The sequence below is a fragment of the Adhaeribacter arboris genome (assembly GCF_003023845.1).
GTDB lineage: Bacteria > Bacteroidota > Bacteroidia > Cytophagales > Hymenobacteraceae > Adhaeribacter > Adhaeribacter arboris.
Window position 1 is genome coordinate 3,365,228 of sequence record NZ_PYFT01000001.1, and the last position, 21,481, is coordinate 3,386,708.

A 21,481-nucleotide genomic window follows, 5' to 3' on the forward strand; every position below is an offset into this window, starting at 1 on the left:
TTCTCCTCTCTCCTATTAAAGTAGCCCGTTTAATCGTTAATCTAACAAATCAATGGGAGTAACTAAATCAATTTGCAGCGAATCTACGGCTGTGGTATCCGGTTGCGGAGTAGCTGTTACAATTAAATCGCGGGCCCGACCGGCTAAATTTACGTGCGGGTACAAATTATCGTAATCTTCGCGCGAAATTAGCCCCCGGCGCAGCATAATTCCGGAGATAAGTTTAAAAAAGTAACGCGGCCGGCTTCGTAAATTCCCGTAAGCATCGAAAGAATACCGGTAGGCCTTGGGCCGAGGAATGATACTCGTAAGAAATAAACTTTCGGCTAAGTTAAGCTCAGACGGATATTTTTCGAAAAAGAACCGGGAGGCTTCTTTCACGCCGTACACGTTTGGTCCCCATTCAATAATATTTAAGTATACCTCGTACATGCGTTGTTTAGAGGTAATCCGATTATTTTCGATGAGCCACACTATTAGCATTTCTTCTACTTTGCGGGCAACTGTTTTTTTGCGCGTCAGAAACACGTTTTTAACTAATTGCATCGAAATAGTACTGCCGCCCCGGGTAAAATTCTTTTCCTTCAGGTTGGTAATCATTGAATGCCGGAATGCTCCTTCGTGAAAACCTTTGTGTTTAAAGAAGCCGTAATCTTCGGAAGTAAGAATACTATTTTTTAAGTAATTAGAAATTTGATTATACGGAGTGAAATTGGGGTTTTGTGGGCCAACAATAAAAGTACGCAAGGGTTTACCATACTCGTAAACGGTATGTTCAAATGGCTGATTCATCTCGCGCAGGTCGGTTTTACCGTATTGCAAAATAGTAAAGTTTTTACCCTCTAAATCGGAATTAAACCTTAAACTATCTATCTGCGCTAAATCCACATAAAAGTTCATTTTGTAGGATAAATACCCTTGAGCCTTTATCCCTTCCAGGGCTTCAAACATACCTTTCGGTAAAGATTGAAAAAAGTCGTTGGCTTCGGTTTGAGCCGAGTAAACTTTTAAGGCAACGCGTTTAGAAGGTTTTGTAATGAAGCGAGCTTGCGGATAGACTACCATTTTATTAACCGTTACCCGCGAGAGAGTATCCAACGAATAATAATTTTCGCCAATAGTAACTACGTAGTCAATTGCTCCTTTATCTATTTGCACATCACCATCGGCTATTTTGGGGTGATTTACTAACAGTTTATTCATCCGACCTTCCCCTTTAATTGTGAGTCGGTTTTTTCGGTAAACTTTATCGGTTAAACTAACTTTGAGCGAGTCAAAAGAAAGTTTGGCGCCGTATTTATCTTTTATGTATGGAATCCGGATTCCGGCCGTGTCGGTAGTGTAAAGGTTAGCCGAAAGTTGGTAATCATCCGGGTTAATACTACCATCTACGTGCATTCTATTTATTAAAGAGTCGGTTTGCACCGTTAAAGAGGTGCTAATATCCCCATCCTCCACGGTAAGTAAAGGCATATCTACCCGAATGTTGCGCTTTTCACTTTCGTAAGTAACTAACAAATTCCGGAATGTAACGGCATCTGGTACATTTTCAAAAGCCGTTTCAATTACGCGGTTTAATATTTCGCCGTAATTACGTCCTTGAGTGGTATCTCTGGGAGCAGCAGGGGTTTTCTTCCGGATTAAGAAGCCATAATTATTTTGATTTTTCGTCTTCCGGGCCGTTAAAAAGGCATTAGCAATTTTAAGGTCGCTAAATACAACATGGCCTTTAAAAATGGTCCAAAGGCTAATTTCTGCGTCTACACTATCGGTGGTAAATAAAGTATCGGCACCTTTGGGTATTACAGCAATATCCCGCATTATTACGGTTTTCACCCCTACGTAATCGGCTTTACCTATTACTAAGTCTACCGGATACTTGCGCTCAACCCGGGTAATCACTTCTTTTACAACAAATTGCAAGATATTCCGGCGGAAAATAAATACTACAGTAAGAGTAATTAGTAACATTACCGCGGCTACGGCAGCTACTTTTCCGGCTATTTTAGCGCCTTTACTATTTAAAAATGCTTGTATCTTCGGGTTCAACGTAGCAGAATTTAAGACAAATTAACAGAATAACGTTATTCTGGGAGTTAATACTATGAGCAATGCTAAGTTTAGTTCTGGCACTTTCCTGTAAACGTAAAATACACGTTTAAAGGTTAAACCTATCAGAATATTAACCGCTTGACCAGCCCACAAAAGTAACGCCATTTCTTTAATTTTAGCATCTTTTGCAGCTTTACAGCCACGTTTATTTAAATTATCGTGCGTATCTTTGACAAAAATACGAAAACATGAAATTGCAATCGCTTACTGCTCTTTCCCCAATTGATGGACGCTACCGGCGACAAACTGCCGAATTGGCACCTTTTTTTTCTGAATTTGGGTTAATAAAATACCGGGTCCAAATTGAGATAGAGTATTTTATTGCATTATGCGAATTACCTTTACCTCAATTGTCGGCCGTAAACAATCAGGTATTTACCGGTTTACGCCAAGTATACCAAAACTTTTCGGTAGAGGATGCCGCTGCAATTAAAGAAATAGAAAAAACGACGAACCACGATGTAAAAGCTGTAGAATATTTTATTAAAAATCATTTCGATCAACTCGGCTTAGGAAACTACAAAGAATTTATTCATTTTGGCTTAACGTCACAGGATATTAATAATACGGCTATTCCGCTTTCGTTAAAAGAAGCAGCTGAGACGCATCTTTTGCCGGCTTTAAATCAAATTGTGGAGGCATTGCAGCAAATGGCGGATACCTGGAAAAATGTTTCCTTATTAGCTCGCACGCACGGACAACCCGCCTCGCCAACCCGATTGGGCAAAGAAATACAAGTTTTCGCGGAACGGTTGCAAGTTCAATTAGCGCAGTTAAAATCCATTCCTTATTCGGCCAAATTTGGCGGCGCTACCGGCAACTTTAACGCTCATTTTGTAGCGTATCCGCAAATAGACTGGCTTACTTTTGCGAACACCTTTGTAAACGAAACATTAGGATTAAGCCGCAGCCAATACACCACCCAGATTGAACATTACGATAATTTAGCCGCTTTTTTCGACGCCGTTAAGCGCTTAAGCACCATTTTGATTGATTTTTCCCGGGACGTTTGGCAATATATTTCGGTAGGCTATTTTAAACAGAAAATTAAGGTGGGCGAAGTAGGTTCTTCGGCTATGCCGCACAAGGTAAACCCGATAGATTTTGAAAACGCCGAAGGTAATTTTGGCATAGCTAACGCGCTATTAGAGTTTTTGGCGGCTAAATTACCCATCAGCCGCTTACAACGCGATTTAACCGATTCTACCGTATTGCGCAATTTGGGTGTGCCCCTGGCTCACACGATTATTGCTTTAAAGTCTTTACAAAAAGGAATAGGTAAATTAGAACTGAACGAATTGGCATTGCAGCAAGATTTAGAAGAAAACTGGGCCGTAGTAGCCGAAGGTATTCAAACAATATTGCGTCGCGAAGGCTATCCGCAACCTTACGAGGCATTAAAGGCGCTTACCCGAGTAAAGGAAAAAATTACCGCTCAAACCATTAGTTGTTTTATCGATACCTTGGAGGTAAACGAAGCTGTAAAAACAGAATTAAAAGCCATCACTCCGTTTAACTATACGGGTATTCTGTTTTAACCTGCTTGTTAAGGGCCTACTCCTATGAGCATTACTTTCTAATTTTTATTTTTCAACCACTAACTAAGCAGCATGTCTGTTTTAAATGGCGTAAAAGTTAATACCGATTGCATTTATTTCCGGGGCGATGTGCCGTGTAAACCCAATAAGGAATCCGGTTATATATGCGGCGATTGCCCAGTTTATACCCCTATTCAAACGCGCATTCTTATAATTAAATTAGGCGCTATTGGTGATGTTATTCGCACTACCCCCTTGCTCCGGAAAATACGGGCTACTTACCCGCAGGCTAAAATAACCTGGCTTACCCATACGCCAGCCATTCTTCCTAAAAACGAAATAGAAGAAATTCTGAAGTTTGACTTAGCGGCCATTTTATACCTGCAAAACACCCATTTTGATATTTTATTTAATTTAGATAAAGACAAAGAAGCTTGCGCCTTACACGATACCATTCAGGCAAAACAAAAATTTGGCTATACTTTAAAAAACGGCGTAGCTTATCCCACTAATAAGTTAGCTAATCATAAATATTTAACGGGTGTTTTCGACCAGGTAAGTCTGGAGAATAAAAAGTCGTACGTTGAAGAAATTTTTGAATTATGTGGGTGGCAGTTTAACTACGAAGAATACATTTTTGATACCCACGAGGACAAAGGTTCTACCTGGCGCTTCGACCGGAACAAGCCTCTAATTGGTTTAAATACCGGTTGCGGTGACCGCTGGACAACCCGGTTATGGTCAGATGAAAAATGGTTGGAATTGATTTATTTGCTCCAACAGGAAAACTTTACAGTGGTTTTGCTAGGCGGCGAACAGGAAGATACCCGCAACAAACGACTCAGCGAAGCTTCCAACGCTACTTACTTAGGTTATTTTAAGTTAGAGCAATTTATTAATTTAATGTACCAGATGGATGTAATTGTAACGCAGGTAACCATGGCCATGCACATTGCTATTGCCTTACGCAAGAAAATGGTTTTGCTAAATAACATCTTTAACGCACACGAATTTGAATTATACGGGCGAGGCGTGATAATCCAACCCGATAAAGATTGTGTTTGTTTTTACCGGGGTACCTGTAAATTTGGAACCTCGTGCATGGAAGATTTACCGGCCGCAAAAGTTTGGCAAGCAGTGAAAGATACGCTTCAAACAGATGTTACACCTGTGCCGCCACTTGTTTAAGCGTTTGCACCATACTTTCCCAGGAAAACTGTTTTTTTAATTCACTTACCTGTTCAGTAAAAAAGGCCTCACGTTTATTTTCATAGAAGTCTAGAATAGCAGCAGCAATAGCTTCTGAATCAACGGGAGTAACATACCCGGCTTTACCATTTGGAACCAGTTCGGCCAATCCCCCTACATTGGTTACTAACATAGGCTTATTGAAATAATAGGCAATCTGCGAAACGCCACTCTGCGTAGCGTGTTTGTATGGCTGAACTACTAAATCTGAGGCACCAAAATAATATCGAACCAGGTTATTCGGAATAAAATCGGTCGCGCGGATAATTCTATCTTCTAATTGATATTGCTGAATCAATTGATTATACGGTTCGGAGCTTTCGTAAAATTCGCCGGCAATAATCAGTTTTAAATTTTTATGTTGGCTTAGCTTTTCGTTGGCAAAGGCTTCTAATAATAAATCCAGTCCTTTATAAGCCCGAATAAAGCCGAAAAATAAAATATAGTGGTAATCTAGGTTTAAATTCAAGAAACGCTGCGCTTCTGATTTTTCAAGAAGTTCACCAAAATTATCGTACAAGGGATGTGGATGGTATGCTTTTATTTTGGCAGGCTGCATTTTTTTTAAATCGTCCAGTACCGCTTTCGACATAGTTACAAAGCCTTGGCATGCTTGCAAAAAATATTTAGTAAAGGGCAAGTCGCCGGGCCGCTTTTCGTGCGGAATAATATTATCGGTAATAGCTAAAATCTTAGTGTATTTATTTAGAGCGACCAACCGGGCAATAGTGCCTAGTGCGGGTCCCATAAAAGGTAACCAAAACCGAAAAATCAGAATATCTGGCTTTTGATGACGTACATAATTACCTGTTTTTACCCACGAGATGGGATTAATGGAATTTATAAGTGCTTTAATCTTTAAATCAGCGGGAGGAACTTCATCGGAATATTGGGTTTTACCCGGGAAAAGAAAACTGGGATACTGTAAACTAAAAGTAACAATTTCTACTTCATCACCGGATTGCTGAAAAGCCCTAGTTAACCGTTCATTATAAGTAGCTAACCCACCCCGCAACGGATGAGCCGGCCCAATAATTACTATTTTAGACATGCGTTGGCTTTAATCCAATCTGATCGCGAATAAGGTATTCGTTTTTACGGCTTCCCGTAAGCGAAATCATTTCGGCCAGGAAACCCGCTAGAAATAATTGTACCCCAATAATAAGAGCCACTAAAGCAAGGAAAAATAAAGGCTGAGCTACTACATCGCGGGAGCGCTGGTGCAGGTAAAACGAGTTGTATATTTTATCACCTATCAGCCACATGGTAATAAAAAAACCGATGAAAAAAGATAAAGTACCCATAGTTCCAAAAAAGTGCATGGGCCGTTTTTTAAACTTAGAAACAAACGTAATCGATAGCAAATCGAGAAAGCCGTACACGAAACGTTCTAAGCCAAATTTAGTAATACCGTATTTCCGTTCGCGATGCTGTACTACTTTTTCTCCTATTTTTTTAAAGCCATTCCACTTAGCAATTACCGGAATATAACGGTGCATTTCGCCGTAAACATCAATACTTTTTACTACCCGTTGATCGTAAGCTTTTAGGCCACAGTTAAAATCGTGCAGAGGAATACGCGAGATTTTACGGGTTACACCGTTAAACAACTTCGTCGGAATAGTTTTAGATAAAGGATCGAAGCGCTTTTTCTTCCATCCCGAAACCAGATCATATCCTTGTTCCGTAACCATCCGGTATAATTCGGGTATTTCATCCGGGCTATCCTGTAAATCGGCATCCATGGTAATGACAACTTTACCACGCGTTTCTTTAAAACCCACATGTAAAGCCGCCGATTTACCATAGTTCCGATTAAACCGAATGGCTCTGATAGCTGGGTTTAGAGCAGAAAGATCTTGAATAACCGCCCATGAATTATCCGTACTACCGTCGTCTACTAAAATTAGCTCATAAGAATAGCCGTGCGAAAGCATCACACGGCTAATCCATTGGGTAAGTTCCGGTAAGGATTCTGCTTCGTCCAGAAGCGGTATCACTACCGATATATCTAAATCGGGTTGCTGCATTAAAATTTTTATTCAAATTCCGGCCGAGTACGTTTTATCAAAGCCGAAATAATTAACGATAATAAAAATCCAAAAAATAAGCCTGCTAAAATAGCAAACACTACTATCATTTCAGGAGTCATCATTTTATCGGACATGGCAACTGCTTGGTCTATTTGGTCATCGTTCATGCCTTTTTTTTCTAATTCAGACACTTGCATCTCCCGCATTTTATCAATAAAGCCAGTATCAATAAATTTCACATAGATGTAGGTAAATATTCCTCCTAAGGCACTAGACACTGCAGTCACGAGGGTACCTATTCCTAAGCCTTGACCATACGACATGTAATTGTTATTCTGGCGTTTAAATTCTCGCATGGCCAGCACAATTGCCGCTATTAAAATAAGAAATGAAAACCAGCTTAAGGCTTGATTGGTAAAAGCCAGATCGGTTATGTTTAAAATAAGTGAATAAACAATAGATATAATCCCGAAGATTACTCCGTAACGTAGAGCAATAGCATTTTTAGAAGGACTCACCGATGTGGTAGAATAATTTTCCATAATAGTATACAGTAGTTTAAATGCCTTATTTTCGGTAAAATGTAGCAGATACCAAGGAGAATAAAAAACCGATCAGTAACATTTTTAGAAAATTATCTAAAACTAGAGAGGTAATGGTGATTTGGTTGAGCTTGGTATAATTTAAATCGTACACTTGCTTGCCGTTGGGCAGACTAAGAAACTGACTTTTATTCTGCTCCATCATAGTCTTCATTTCCTGAATATGCCCTCGAATCGCTTCAGAACCAATTATCAAAGAAAATATATAAATAAATATGCCAAAGGTAACAGCTGCTATTAAGGAGGTTAGCCAACCCAATTTCAAACCTTTGAAAAATCGTAATTCAGGATCAAATTTTCTTTTAAAATAAGCAGTGCCCGTAAATAAAAATACCGGCAGGATGAATAAAGCATAAAAGGCTTTTTGCCCGTATGGGTTACTTCCTGATAAATAAACTACTAGGATTACTAAAAAGCTAGCTCCTGCCGCTAATACACCAAATCGTAAAGCTGTTTTTATAGCTGCTTGATCTAACATTTTTGCAAGTAAATTCTGAGCACTAATTTTTATTATAAGGAAGAATAATCGGGATTTAGCACTAGTTGGTTTTTATGGATAATACCGTAAACTTGGCCCTGTAAGGTACGACCTAAAAAAGGGGTATTCTTGCTTTTAGACGCCGTGTTAGCTTCAGTAGGTATCCAGGCCTGATTAGGGTTAAATAAAGTTAAATTAGCTATTTCACCGACTTCAATATCTGGAATTTCTTTTCTGAGAATAGTACGTGGCGTATAAGCCAGTTTTGAAATTACCTGGTCTAAACCAATTACCGGACTTAAGTAAGTATTGGCTACGGCAAATGCTGTTTCTAAACTTGCAATTCCAAATTCGGCCAAATCAAACTCCAGATTTTTAGATTCAGTATCTTGCGGTCGATGCGCCGAAACGATGGCGTCGATTGTACCATCGGTTAGCCCCTGCAATAAAGCCTCTCTATCTTGGTGAGACCGAAAAGGTGGATTTACTTTATAATTAGTATCAAATGGTAATAACTCCTCATCGATAAAGGCTGTCTGAAAAGCAGCCATATCACAAGTAACAGCCAACCCTTCCCGTTTAGCCTCCCGGATGATTTCTACTGCTTCTGCCGAAGAAATTAAAGTAAAGTGCAAACGCCCGCCAGTATACCGAAGCAGTTTTATATCCCGGGAAATAATTACTTCTTCGGCCAGAGCGGGTATACCTTTTAAACCTAATTGGGTACTCATAATGCCCTCGTGCATTAAACCGTGTTGCGTAAGGCTGCTATTTTCCGGTTTCTGTATAATAAGCCCATTAAAATACTGCACGTATTGCAAAGCTTTTACTAAAACATCCGCCTGCTGCACAGGCTGTAAACCATCCGAAAAGGCAATAGCTCCGGCAACATGCAGATCAATCATTTCCGTAAGTTCCTTTCCTTGAGCATTTATAGTAATTGCTCCTAAAGGATAAAAACTTACCGGTAATAGTTGCGAGCGATTCTGAATATAACCAACTGAATTTTTGGTTTGGTATACGGGCTCCACATTAGGTAAGCAAACAACCTCGGTAAAGCCACCCTTAACTGCCGCTAAAGCGGCGCTTTGTAAATCTTCCTTGTGTTCAAATCCTGGATCACCTATCCAGGCATTCATATCTAACCACCCCGTTGAAACGTGTAATCCGGTTTGAGCAATTATTTTTGTTTGGGAATCAGGCGTTGGCAAATTTTGCCCAATGGCAGTTATTTTGCCATCTTCAATTAATATATCGGTAGTATTCTGGTGAAATTTTGAAGCGGGAGCAATTACTTTAATTGATTTCAGTAATACCTGCATGTTAAAAATATCGGATTAGTAAAACTTCGGTGAACATAAAAACCAGACACAATATTAGACAATATTTCCATAGAGGTATGCCTAAATTTTCGGTGGTGAATTCTTTTTTTAAGTCTAGTTCACTTGCAGCATTTACAACATGAATATTTTTCTGTCCGGCAGTAAAATTTTGAAGTTCTTGAACGGTAAACTGTTTTAAATAGGATTCCCGTTTATCAAAATTAAAAGCTAATTTAGTTAAAACTGTATCCTTTTGGGTTAATTCATAAAATCCGGCTTCGTTCGCTTCTACTGGCACCCCTAAAACTAACTCATTTTTGCGAACCTGTTGCTCCGGAATAAAAGAAATACTATCCTTGCGTAGTTGTACTATTTGGTCAGCCGACATATTTTGCTTTAAAGGCACTGACAGAATCCGGTTACTCATGGAGTAAGCTAAAGGTTGCTGCTGACGGGAACTAAGCATAGCTATTTTATACATTACCGGCACAAAAAGCGCATGATTCTGAAAATCAGAATAGGCATCTGTTAAAGGAGAAGCAAACATATACACTTGTCCACTACCAATTCTAAAAGAAGATAAAAAGCTTCCTCCTTCTTTAAACGATAAAATATCGCTGCCTGACCGGTTCCAGTGCCAAAGCCTGGTAGCTTGGGGCAAAATAGTATTGCGATTTTGCTCACTAAATATATTCTGAAAAAAAGGACTGCGGATCTCCGGATAAGCGAGTAAGCTCTTGCTTATCCCTTGTTGATTTTGTACTAGCTGTACATTGCTTAGCTGTAATTTAGCCAGTAAGCTTTGGTAAGAACTATAATCAAGTTTATCCGCGGGTATAATAAGTACATTCCCACCATCCTGAACGAAAGCTCGCAAGTTGTCCGCCAAAGGTGCATCTATTTCTTTAATGCTATTCAGAATAATTAAATCAGCCTGGCTTATTTGTTTATAGTTAATGCTGTTTATAGATGATGTTCCATACTGAAAAATATTTTCGTTCGTAAATAGGTTATTTCCAATTAAGCTACTCGCATTTATTTCTAGGATCTTTATACTTTCGGAAGGTTTTAAATTGAAGTAGTAAGTATCGTCAAAGGTTACCGGAAAATCTTCAATAACTATTCTACAATTCGCGATTTTATTATTACTTAATCGATAATTTAAAGTAAAAGGTACTGTACGAGCCGGTGGTACATCCAAACTTAAAGCTGAAACTTGTTTATTATCAATAAAAAATTTAACCTGACAACCTTTTCTTTCTGTATTACCCACATTGCGTATTCTTACTTGCAGAGTATTTTCTTCGTTCTGCCTAATAAATACGTCTTCGCTATATACGGTATCAATAAATAAATTATCTTCATTCAAGCTTTGGACCGGAACCAAATAATATTCATTTGTATTATCGGCTAATTGGAAGGAGTTAGGTTTGAAAACTGATTTTTGGAAATCAGAGAAGATAAATCCTTTAAAGGGTTTTCTGTCTTCTTCTTGATTAAACCAGGAAAATATAGAAAGTAACGAACGCGAATTTACCGACTCTTTAACTAACCCAATTTGTTTTAGATAATTTGATTTATTTAAATCTATATAAGATAGTTTAGTATTTGTACTTAATTGAAAGGAAGTATTAATATTAAAAAATTTAGTTAGATCGTTTGCTTGGTCCAGGGCTGTCTGTAATAAAGAATTATTCCCAACTTTAGCTTCGTTCTGCATACTCGATGAATTATCAACAAACACTTTAGCTCGGTTGGTAGATAAGCTAATTTTATTTCCGTTTGATTGATAAGGTTGGCTAAACAATAAAACTAATGAAGCTATAAATAAGATGCGCGCTAATAAAATAAGCCATTGCTTTAATTTTCTATGACTAGCAGTAATATTTTTTACCTCTTTGATAAAAGTTAGATTAGTAAAGAATACGCGTTTAGCTCTTCTTAACTGAACTAAATGTATAATAATAGGTATACTGATTGCGAAAAAACCATATAAAAAATTAGGAAACAGAAAACTCATCACTTATTATTTTAAATATGAACAAATATGTAATAAGGATATTTATATGTGATAAGGATATTTATAACTACCTTATAATAACTTACAATTTAAAAAAATTTCTTCTTACAATTATTACTTAACCTTCTACTAGTTTATCATAGCACATTCTTTTTTAGTTTATAACGAAGTTTTTTGAGGCATGTTGAAAAAGTCGGAGGGTTAATTCTCTTAATGGTTAGAATACAACTATTCATATTTAACGGAACTTAAATGTTTTAAATAGGAAGTCCTTTTTATTAGTTTGTGATGCATTTTAATATACTAACATAAATTTATTTTGGGCCTTTATTCCCTCCTGCATTAGTTAAGCTTTAAAGTAACTAATACTCTGGCTCCATAAAAGCTTATCATCCGCATTATCCGCTTGGCTATTCTGTATAGGCTTCTTATTTGTCATTAATTTTCGGAAAAATTACCATTGTATTGTTTGCCGGGCGGAGTGGCTAATTAATTCTTTCTTAAAGGAGCGATCCTGGTACGATTTTCTAAATTAGCTATCCTAGTTACGATTGTCAGTCAACTATTCAGTGGGGGGATTAGTTATCCAGACTGCCAGATACAGAAGATTACATTTTGCCAGCACAATATAAGTGTATCTGTCTCTTAAATCTTTAATTGTTAGAGTAAGGTTTGCAGATCGGTTATACATTTTCTTTTCCTTCTATTGCTTTCCCTTACTGATGGTTCCGTTGACAATAGAGTAGGTTTTGCCAATACCCATTGACTCGGCTCCTGAATTTAATCTTCCGTTTTAAATCATCTATCGAGCCTAACTCTTAAAATTAACATCGTACTTACGAGCTGTTCTTTCATCTATTTTTGCTAAGCAAGCAAATTAAATGTTCATATTATACCGAATAGTAGTAAGGTATTTCCCTAGTAGCTTTAGTATAATTGACAGCATTAATAATGTACTTATAGGCGGTAAGAGACGCAACTTGTTCTTTAGCGTAGGCGTTTATGGTATTAGTCAGCCCCGCTTCGGGTTCCTCTTTAAAGTTGTGAAAAGCCATCTTTCCTGTCGCGCCAGAACCTTTCTAGCGGGTTTAAGCTCCGGATTAGCAGAAGGCAGGTACACCAACCGGATCTTCTCCGGCCCCTGCTACTGCTTGGCCCGCTTTATCTAAAAAGATCATCTTATCCACCGCAAACTCTTGCAAGAAGACTTCGAAGAAGAGCGTGTTGACCTGGGGAGCGTACAAGGCCTGCCACCAGGCTTGCCCCAAGGAGCGGTTTTCGGCTCGCATCCACTTTAGCAACTCGGTGGCACTCTCCTGGATTTCTAGCTTTTTTACTCTCCCCATACCTCAACAACAGCTTCATGTTCTTCTTACTAAGTAGTATAATTAGAATATTTCGAATTAGATGGAGTATTTAGCAAGAGTAGTTCGATAATCTTGCCAGAACAGGGGATAGAATAGCAAAGCGGTTAAGTTGTTACATGGAAGTAAACAAAAGCAAAAAAGCCCTTCTTGAGGGAAGGGCTGGGTAAAAAGGGGTTGGCGGTTACCTACTCTCCCGCATGTGATTGCAGTACCATTGGCGCTACGGGGCTTAACTTCTCTGTTCGGAAAGGGAAGAGGTGAACACCCGCGCTATAACCACCATTATCTTACTGCTCGGCTTTCCCGAGCGGGACTACTGAAGTAGTTCCAATATCTTTAAAGTTACTGTAACATAATTGGGCAAGAGAAAATGCTAGTCGTAAGCTTAGACGTAAAGTAAATTTGTTTTCAGAAAGTTTACGGGTAATTAGTACGGCTCAGCTGTGGTATTTCTACCTCTACACCTGCCGCCTATCAACGTGATCATCTTTCACGACCCTTCAAAGAAATCTCATCTTGAGGTGAGTTTCGCACTTAGATGCTTTCAGCGCTTATCTCATCCAAGCGTAGCTACCCGGCGCTGCAGCTGGCGCCACAACCGGTGCACTAGAGGCTTGTCCAACCCGGTCCTCTCGTACTAAGGTCAGGTCCTCGCAAATTTCTTACGCCCACAACAGATAGGGACCGAACTGTCTCACGACGTTCTGAACCCAGCTCGCGTGCCACTTTAATCGGCGAACAGCCGAACCCTTGGGACCTTCTCCAGCCCCAGGACGTGACGAGCCGACATCGAGGTGCCAAACCTCCCCGTCGATATGAGCTCTTGGGGGAGATCAGCCTGTTATCCCCGGCGTACCTTTTATCCTTTGAGCGATGGCCCTTCCATGCGGAACCACCGGATCACTATATCCTACTTTCGTACCTGCTCGGCTTGTCGGCCTCACAGTCAAGCACCCTTCTGCTATTGCACTCTACGCACGGTTACCAAGCGTGCTGAGGGTACCTTTGAAAGCCTCCGTTACTCTTTTGGAGGCGACCACCCCAGTCAAACTACCCACCAAACACTGTTTCCCTTTCGAGATTAGGCTCCAAATAATTCAAGGGTGGTATTTCAACGTTGTCTCCACGATGCCTAGCGACACCGCTTCTTAGACTCCCACCTATCCTACACATGAATTATCCAGAGTCAATGTTAAGCTATAGTAAAGGTGCACGGGGTCTTTCCGTCCCGTTGCGGGTACTCGGCATCTTCACCGAGACTACAATTTCACCGAGCTCACGGCTGAGACAGCGCCCAGATCGTTACACCATTCGTGCAGGTCGGAACTTACCCGACAAGGAATTTCGCTACCTTAGGACCGTTATAGTTACGGCCGCCGTTTACTGGGGCTTCGATTCAGAGCTTCGCCTTGCGGCTAACCCCCCCTCTTAACCTTCCAGCACCGGGCAGGTGTCAGGCCTTATACTTCATCTTTCGATTTCGCAAAGCCATGTGTTTTTGTTAAACAGTCGCCTGGGCCTTTTCACTGCGGCTTCTTGCATTGCTGCAAGGAAGCGCCCCTTCTCCCGAAGTTACAGGGCCATTTTGCCGAGTTCCTTGGCCGTGATTCACTCGAGCGCCTGAGGATGCTCTCCTCGACTACCTGTGTCGGTTTACGGTACGGGTAGCTTCATAGTAAACGCTTAGCGGGTTTTCTTGGAAGTCGGATTAGGGTCATATCGCCGCCCCCGAAGGGTTGGCGTACTATCAGCTTTCAGCTAATTCGGCGGATTTACCTACCAAACCAATACCTACGGCCTTCAACGTACTATTCCGTCAGTACGCAGACCTTTCACTCCTCCGTCACCACATCACTCTATGAAGCTAGTACGGGAATATTAACCCGTTGTCCATCGACTTAACCTTTCGGTGTTGCCTTAGGACCCGACTAACCCTGAACCGATTAGCGTTGTTCAGGAAACCTTAGTCTTACGGCGTGCAGGTTTCTCACCTGCATTATCGTTACTTATGCCTACATTTGCTTTTCTCATCGCTCCAGCACCCATTACCAGGCACCTTCTTCGCCGATGAGAATGCTCCCCTACCACAGAATTACTTCTATCCATAGCTTCGGTACTATACTTGATGCCCGATTATTATCGATGCCCTGTCGCTCGACCAGTGAGCTGTTACGCACTCTTTAAATGAATGGCTGCTTCCAAGCCAACATCCTGGCTGTTAAAGCAACTGGACCTCCTTTGTTCAACTTAGTATAGATTTAGGGACCTTAGCTGATGGTCTGGGTTGTTTCCCTCTCGGCGTGGGACCTTAGCACCCCACGCCTCACTGCCGTGTATATTTTATAGCATTCGGAGTTCGTCTGGATTCGGTAGGATGTGACTCCCCCTAGTCCAATCGGTAGCTCTACCTCTATAAAACTCTAACCACGACGCTGTTCCTAAAAACATTTCGGGGAGTACGAGCTATTTCTCAGTTTGATTGGCCTTTCACCCCTACCCTCAACTCATCCAAATCCTTTTCAACGGAAACTGGTTCGGTCCTCCATGTGGTGTTACCCACACTTCAACCTGGTCAAGGGTAGATCACAAAGTTTCGCGTCTACCCCCTCTGACTATGCGCCCTATTCAGACTCGCTTTCGCTGCGGCTCCGATTGTCTACAATCTTAACCTTGCCAGAGAGGAGTAACTCGTAGGCTCATTATGCAAAAGGCACGCCATCAGTCCACAAAAGACCTCTGACCGCTTGTAAGCGTATGGTTTCAGGTTCTATTTCACTCCTTTATTCAAGGTTCTTTTCACCTTTCCCTCACGGTACTGGTTCACTATCGGTCTCTCAAAAGTATTTAGCCTTACCGGATGGTACCGGTGGATTCAGACGGGATTTCTCTGGTCCCGCCCTACTCAGGATCCCACTAGGGCTAAAAAGCTTACGCTGACGGGGCTATCACCCTCTCTGGCTTACCTTTCCAGGTAATTTAGCTTCCTTTTTTAGTCCCATCTCGTGGTCCTACAACCCCGTAGTTGCCGTAACAACTATGGTTTGGGCTCTTCCGTGTTCGCTCGCCACTACTTACGGAATCATTATTATTTTCTCTTCCTCCGGGTACTTAGATGTTTCAGTTCTCCGGGTTTGCTCACTTTGCAGTGTGACTAGTCTTCAACTAGCCGGGTTGCCCCATTCAGAAATCTCGGGATCACTTCGTATGTGCCAATCCCCCGAGCTTATCGCAGCTTATCACGTCTTTCCTCGCCTTTGAGAGCCTAGGCATCCCCCATACGCCCTTAGTAACTTTCTAAAAAATTTACTCTTTACTCGTATCTAGTCTACTCTAGTTTTTCTCTTGCCATTATGTCAAAGAACTTTACTTTAAGCTGCAGGTTATAAGTTACAGGTTGCAAGTTACCAATCACTGGATACTCGCTTCTAGCTGCCTTTAAACTGTTTCTTAAATTAAGAAGTAAAGACCTATTGTCCTTACTAGGTATAATCATTTCAATTAAGTGTGGAGAATAACGGAGTCGAACCGTTGACCTCCTGCGTGCAAAGCAGGCGCTCTAGCCAGCTGAGCTAATCCCCCTTTTTAAGTTAAGTTTTCAGGTATAAGGTAAACGTTTTGCAACTGGACACCTCTAACCGGCAATCTGTAACTTCTAAGTGTGGGCCTGCCTGGACTCGAACCAGGGACCTCTACATTATCAGTGTAGCGCTCTAACCACCTGAGCTACAAGCCCTCTTCTTTTCGTTGAGTTGCAAGCTCCGGCTTTCTTTGCGTTTAGTCCTGCTCTGTTTCCTCTGCTGCTCGCTTCGCTTACACGCGGCATTACTGCCACTTCTTACTTTTACCTACTAACCTGTTGTTAGTAGAAATACTTTTTGAATAAGGGATAGAGAATAGTAAACCTAATCAAGAGGTAACCATCAGCTCCAGAAAGGAGGTGATCCAGCCGCACCTTCCGGTACGGCTACCTTGTTACGACTTAGCCCCAGTTACCAGTTTTACCCTAAACGGCTCCTCATTGGTTACCGTCTTCAGGTCTCCCTGACTTCCATGGCTTGACGGGCGGTGTGTACAAGGCCCGGGAACGTATTCACCGCGTCATTGCTGATACGCGATTACTAGCGATTCCAGCTTCATGAGGTCGAGTTGCAGACCTCAATCCGAACTGAGAACGGTTTTTTGAGATTGGCATCTTATTACTAAGTAGCGACCCTCTGTACCGCCCATTGTAGCACGTGTGTAGCCCTAGGCGTAAGGGCCATGATGACTTGACGTCGTCCCCACCTTCCTCACTGCTTGCGCAGGCAGTCTCTCTAGAGTCCCCACCATGATGTGCTGGCAACTAAAGATAGGGGTTGCGCTCGTTGCGGGACTTAACCCAACACCTCACGGCACGAGCTGACGACAGCCATGCAGCACCTTGCTTTGTGCCCCGAAGGGAAGCCTCATCTCTGAAGCAGTCACGCGCATTCTAGCCTAGGTAAGGTTCCTCGCGTATCATCGAATTAAACCACATGCTCCACCGCTTGTGCGGGCCCCCGTCAATTCCTTTGAGTTTCACCCTTGCGGGCGTACTCCCCAGGTGGATAACTTAACGCTTTCGCTAAGACGCTGGCCGTGTATCGCCAACATCGAGTTATCATCGTTTACGGCGTGGACTACCAGGGTATCTAATCCTGTTCGCTCCCCACGCTTTCGTGCCTCAGCGTCAGTTACAGTCTAGTAAGCTGCCTTCGCAATCGGTGTTCTGGATAGTATCTATGCATTTCACCGCTACACTATCCATTCCGCCTACCTCGTCTGTACTCAAGCCTAGCAGTATCCATGGCAGTTCAACAGTTGAGCTGTTGGCTTTCACCACGGACTTACTTGGCCGCCTACGCACCCTTTAAACCCAATAAATCCGGACAACGCTTGCACCCTCCGTATTACCGCGGCTGCTGGCACGGAGTTAGCCGGTGCTTATTCACCAGGTACCGTCAGTTCCCTTCGCAAAGGTATTTTCTTCCCTGGTAAAAGCCGTTTACAACCCAGAAGGCCTTCATCCGGCACGCGGCATGGCTGGGTCAGCCTTGCGGCCATTGCCCAATATTCCCTACTGCTGCCTCCCGTAGGAGTCTGGTCCGTATCTCAGTACCAGTGTGGGGGATCATCCTCTCAGAACCCCTAGTCATCGTTGCCTTGGTGAGCCGTTACCTCACCAACTAGCTAATGACACGCATGCCCATCTTTTATCGCCGTAGCTTTAACTGTCTTCAGATGCCCTCAAACAGTGTTATGCGGTATTAATCCGAATTTCTTCGGGCTATCCCCCAATAAAAGGTAGGTTGCATACGCGTTACGCACCCGTGCGCCACTAATCTAGGTATTGCTACCTAGACCCGTTCGACTTGCATGTATTAGGCCTGCCGCTAGCGTTCATCCTGAGCCAGGATCAAACTCTCCATTGTAGAATATAATTGTAGAGTATCGCTACTCAATTTGTCTCGCTGGATGGTTGCCTGCTCTTTCTTTTAACATAAGACCCTCTCTCCTATTGAAGAAGAGATTAAGCACTTATGCGGTTTGCTATTCTCTATTCTCACTCATTCAAAGAACTTCTGTTAACCACTTTCTGGTTAACGCTAGCACCTTCTGGCAAATTAATACCCGGAAGATGTTTTACTTGTTTTATTTAGCTTAATTCTCGGTTAAAGTAGCTTCTTTTTATTTGGGAGCACAAAGGTCGAAATCTCTTTTCTTCTTTCCAAATCTAAAGCAAAATATTTTTTAATCTTTTTTCGCTCCTCCTTGCTGGCCGAACACTAAACCTAAACTACTTGCTAAGGTTATTCGTTCCCACCCCTACTCTTTTTGCACTCTCTTTTTCCCTTCGACCTGTTATCGATTTGGGAGCACAAAGGTCTGAATCCTTTTCCTTCTTTCCAAATGTAAAGCAAAATATTTTTACCTTTTTCTTGAGCGCCTAAGGCCTATTCACAACCTTTTTCAATAGTGCTTTGGTTCTTACTGCCCACTCTTCTTTGTCTTGCTTCTTCCGACCGACTGTCGAATGGGGAGGCAAAGGTAAGAAGCACTTTCTACTTCTCCAAAAAAAGAATAAGTTTTTTACCCCTTTTTTCTTGGCCTGGCTTTTTTACCGGAACAGAAGACAAAGGTACGGCTCGGGGGCTTACTTTCCAAACCGCAACCCAACTTTTTTTCTACCTTTCTCTTTCTGCCGCCCTAGCTGGCGGCTGGTAAGACCCCCTGCCTTCCCCGGTGTTCTGGTTCGCCTCCCTCCCCTGCTTTTAGCCGGTGCAGCTTTGGCGTTGAATCCCCTTTTCGGCTTCGCTGCCCAAAGATACGCGCCCCCTTTTTACTTTTCCTAATCCTACAACCCCTTTTCCCCTCCCCCATCCACTAATCCCCTGAAAACCTGTAAGAAAATTTTTCTGTTTTGATGCCTTCTTCTCCCTTGTTATATCCTATTCCTTGCGCGAAGTACTTAATCTTTTGGCTTCTTATATATAGGAACAGTACTACATGGTTCACCGTACATAACACTGCTTGTTACAGGTAATAATTTACGCATTACTTCTACATAAGCATAGGTTGGAACGGGTAGGTTGCTACAACCCTTAATTACTACTTTAGCATTTTTATATTCTTCAGGATCTATTCTGGCGATAGCATCCTGAAATAATGTTTGTTCTAAACTATCAAGATTGCCAAATACATATCGGTGAGCGAACTTTTCTAATTTACTAGCTAATAACATATAAGCCCAGGTAGGAACTATAGCATCTGCTGAGTTAATTATCGCTACATTCTTTCCAGTATACACTGACCAATTATTCTCTTTAATAAATGCACGAAAATCTTTTTCCTTTAAGATAAGACCCATAAAAAGATTTTCTTTTATGTCGTACACTACCCGTTCGCCGGGGTGAATAAATTCTTCTAAGTTTAAAGTTAAGAGTGAACTCTCGGCAACTTTATTTATTATACCTTCCATTAGTTACTTAATTATAGATTATTAACTCTTATTACTTGCAGTAATATAAACCTCTTTCAAGTAAAATGGTTCGTAATAAGCAACATCTTCAAACTGGTGGTTTTTATATTTGTTGTAAGCTAATACCCCAATAGGTTTAGCAGATAGAGATACATTTGCATGAAATAGAGTACGTGGCGAATTCTCAATTAATTTTTGAAACTTACTAGCTCCACTGCCGAGAAAAATTACAGGATTTTGGGAGATAAAATCTTCAAAGGATTTATTAGTTAAGATTACCGGACTAACCGGAAGTAGTTCTTGCAAATCGCTGTTAAGTAAACAACAGTAAACTTCCATTCTTCGCGCATCTAGCATGGGGCAATACAAATAATACTCGGGATTTGGAATTACTTGTATTAAACTATAAGCTAAGGCATACAATGTTGATACTTCTATTAAAGGAATATCTAACGAATAACACAAACCTTTAGCAATAGCACTGCCAATCCGTAAACCCGTATAAGAACCTGGTCCTCCGGAAACAGCAACTGCTGATAAATCTTGAAGAGTAAGGCTACAGTTTTCCAGTATTTGACTTATAATAACTGTAGTATGGGAAGAATGCGATTTTTCTAACTGTAATTCAGTGAGTGCTAATAATTCCTGATTTTGATATAAAGCGACGGAACAAATTGCAGAAGATGTTTCAAGCGCCAGAATAAGTGCCATTAAGTTACTTATTTGCGTAAAAGTTAATTTGTACAAAGATACAGCTGCTAAACGCAGGAAACAAAGCAATACTCTTCCACTTTACGTCTATACTTTTTATCGTTTCATTATCTTCATCGAAGTTATTCAAGCAGCCTCATCATCTAGTATAAAATTCTCTTTTATTTTAAGACCCTCATTTAAGAAAATAGAAGGATTTTATATAAGTAAGGCTCAAGCCTGAGCATTTGCTTGTACACGTTAGGAAGAAACAATAGTATAAACCGCCGTTTCAGCATAGCGAGAAGCCACAATCACTTCTGTACCATCAGCATTACGATCAAATAATTCTTTTACCAACTCCGGACAGTTATTATTTTTAGAAAGGTGGGATAACAGCACATGGCTCATAAAGGACGATTTGTATCCCGTAAATAAATCTAAAGCCTGTTTGTTGGAAAGATGGCCTTTGGAGCTACGAATCCTGTTCTTTAAATAATAAGGATAATAACCATTATCCAGCAGTTCATCATCGTAGTTGGCTTCTAGAAAAACAGCGTGACATTGTTTGAAATGTTGGATAACGTGTTCGCAGGCAAAACCTATGTCGGTAAATACCCCTACTTTGATATTATGAAAGGAAATAATAAAACTATGCGGATCGGAAGCATCGTGCGATTTGGGAAAAGCAGTAATTAAAAGCTCGCCAATAAGAATAGGCTCATAACCTATTAAAGGAATGGTAAACAGCTGCTCAGCATCTAACCGGGAATGACGGAGAGTAGCGGGGGTAATAAAAACCGGCAATTGATATTTGCGGGCCAGAACTGATAAACCTCGGATATGATCCGAATGCTCGTGAGAGATAAAAATTGCCCTCACTTTACTCATAGACAGACCTAGCCGACACATCCGTTTCTCGGTTTCGCGACAAGAAATACCCGCATCTACTAAAATAGCATCCCGGTCATTACCAACATAATAGCAGTTACCGTTACTTCCCGAGTTTAAGGAGGTAATAAATAAAGACATAAAACTTATAAAAATGGCTTTGCCGATTAATTCGGTAAATCA

Annotated in this window: 13 protein-coding genes, 2 tRNA genes and 3 rRNA genes; 2 read left to right on the plus strand and 16 right to left on the minus strand. The window is 41.2% G+C overall.

Going from position 1 to position 21,481, the window contains the following annotated elements:
* Window positions 1-36 precede the first annotated feature (36 nt).
* Entirely contained in the window at window positions 37-2,049 is a 2,013-nt protein-coding gene (locus AHMF7605_RS14095; RefSeq protein ID WP_233219090.1) for a biosynthetic peptidoglycan transglycosylase, read from the minus strand.
* 251 nt (window positions 2,050-2,300) lie between these two features.
* Between AHMF7605_RS14095 and purB the strand changes: the two genes are divergently transcribed.
* Window positions 2,301-3,650 carry an adenylosuccinate lyase gene (purB, locus tag AHMF7605_RS14100; protein ID WP_106930328.1) on the plus strand — a complete coding sequence of 450 codons (1,350 nt, stop codon included), beginning with the start codon at window positions 2,301-2,303 and terminating at the stop codon, window positions 3,648-3,650.
* 72 nt (window positions 3,651-3,722) lie between these two features.
* Window positions 3,723-4,838, plus strand: coding sequence for a glycosyltransferase family 9 protein (locus AHMF7605_RS14105; protein ID WP_106930330.1), 1,116 nt, complete (start codon window positions 3,723-3,725; stop codon window positions 4,836-4,838).
* Here the strand turns inward: AHMF7605_RS14105 and AHMF7605_RS14110 are convergent.
* The 15 genes from AHMF7605_RS14110 to AHMF7605_RS14185 all read right to left on the minus strand — a co-directional run bounded on the left by AHMF7605_RS14110 (window position 4,813) and on the right by AHMF7605_RS14185 (window position 21,439).
* Window positions 4,813-5,949 (minus strand): glycosyltransferase, encoded by a 1,137-nt coding sequence (locus AHMF7605_RS14110; RefSeq protein ID WP_106930332.1) that lies wholly within the window; start codon window positions 5,947-5,949, stop codon window positions 4,813-4,815. The two genes, AHMF7605_RS14105 and AHMF7605_RS14110, sit on opposite strands and share 26 nt — an antisense overlap.
* Entirely contained in the window at window positions 5,942-6,928 is a 987-nt protein-coding gene (locus tag AHMF7605_RS14115) for a glycosyltransferase family 2 protein (RefSeq protein ID WP_106930334.1), read from the minus strand. The genes AHMF7605_RS14110 and AHMF7605_RS14115 overlap by 8 nt, the downstream gene beginning before the upstream one ends.
* Window positions 6,929-6,936: 8 nt before the next feature.
* Window positions 6,937-7,473, minus strand: coding sequence for a DUF4199 domain-containing protein (locus tag AHMF7605_RS14120; RefSeq protein ID WP_106930336.1), 537 nt, complete (start codon window positions 7,471-7,473; stop codon window positions 6,937-6,939).
* Between the two features lie 25 nt (window positions 7,474-7,498).
* On the minus strand, window positions 7,499-8,011 hold the full coding sequence (locus AHMF7605_RS14125) for a DUF4199 domain-containing protein (RefSeq protein ID WP_106930338.1): 513 nt from the start codon (window positions 8,009-8,011) through the stop codon (window positions 7,499-7,501).
* Window positions 8,012-8,043: 32 nt separating this feature from the next.
* Window positions 8,044-9,333 (minus strand): dihydroorotase, encoded by a 1,290-nt coding sequence (locus AHMF7605_RS14130; RefSeq protein ID WP_106930340.1) that lies wholly within the window; start codon window positions 9,331-9,333, stop codon window positions 8,044-8,046.
* Between the two features lies 1 nt (window position 9,334).
* Entirely contained in the window at window positions 9,335-11,353 is a 2,019-nt protein-coding gene (locus AHMF7605_RS14135) for a BatA domain-containing protein (RefSeq protein ID WP_106930342.1), read from the minus strand.
* A gap of 1,100 nt (window positions 11,354-12,453) precedes the next feature.
* Window positions 12,454-12,699: a hypothetical protein gene (locus tag AHMF7605_RS14140; RefSeq protein WP_146153588.1), complete on the minus strand. Its 246-nt coding sequence runs from the start codon at window positions 12,697-12,699 to the stop codon at window positions 12,454-12,456.
* A 193-nt stretch (window positions 12,700-12,892) separates the two neighbouring features.
* Window positions 12,893-13,004: ribosomal RNA gene (rrf, locus tag AHMF7605_RS14145) — 5S ribosomal RNA — on the minus strand.
* 123 nt (window positions 13,005-13,127) lie between these two features.
* Window positions 13,128-16,017, minus strand: a 23S ribosomal RNA gene (locus AHMF7605_RS14150).
* Between the two features lie 208 nt (window positions 16,018-16,225).
* Window positions 16,226-16,299: transfer RNA gene (locus AHMF7605_RS14155), tRNA-Ala, on the minus strand.
* An 80-nt stretch (window positions 16,300-16,379) separates the two neighbouring features.
* A tRNA-Ile gene (locus tag AHMF7605_RS14160) sits at window positions 16,380-16,453 on the minus strand.
* Window positions 16,454-16,650: 197 nt separating this feature from the next.
* A 16S ribosomal RNA gene (locus tag AHMF7605_RS14165) occupies window positions 16,651-18,170 on the minus strand.
* The 16S, 23S and 5S rRNA genes sit together here with 2 tRNA genes alongside, the layout of an rRNA operon.
* A gap of 1,037 nt (window positions 18,171-19,207) precedes the next feature.
* A complete protein-coding gene (locus AHMF7605_RS14175) occupies window positions 19,208-19,717 on the minus strand; it encodes a DUF2480 family protein (protein ID WP_106930348.1) in 510 nt (169 codons plus the stop codon).
* 21 nt (window positions 19,718-19,738) lie between these two features.
* Window positions 19,739-20,428 carry a tRNA (adenosine(37)-N6)-threonylcarbamoyltransferase complex dimerization subunit type 1 TsaB gene (gene tsaB, locus AHMF7605_RS14180; protein WP_106933478.1) on the minus strand — a complete coding sequence of 230 codons (690 nt, stop codon included), beginning with the start codon at window positions 20,426-20,428 and terminating at the stop codon, window positions 19,739-19,741.
* Between the two features lie 240 nt (window positions 20,429-20,668).
* Window positions 20,669-21,439 carry an MBL fold metallo-hydrolase gene (locus AHMF7605_RS14185; RefSeq protein ID WP_106930350.1) on the minus strand — a complete coding sequence of 257 codons (771 nt, stop codon included), beginning with the start codon at window positions 21,437-21,439 and terminating at the stop codon, window positions 20,669-20,671.
* Window positions 21,440-21,481 lie beyond the last annotated feature (42 nt).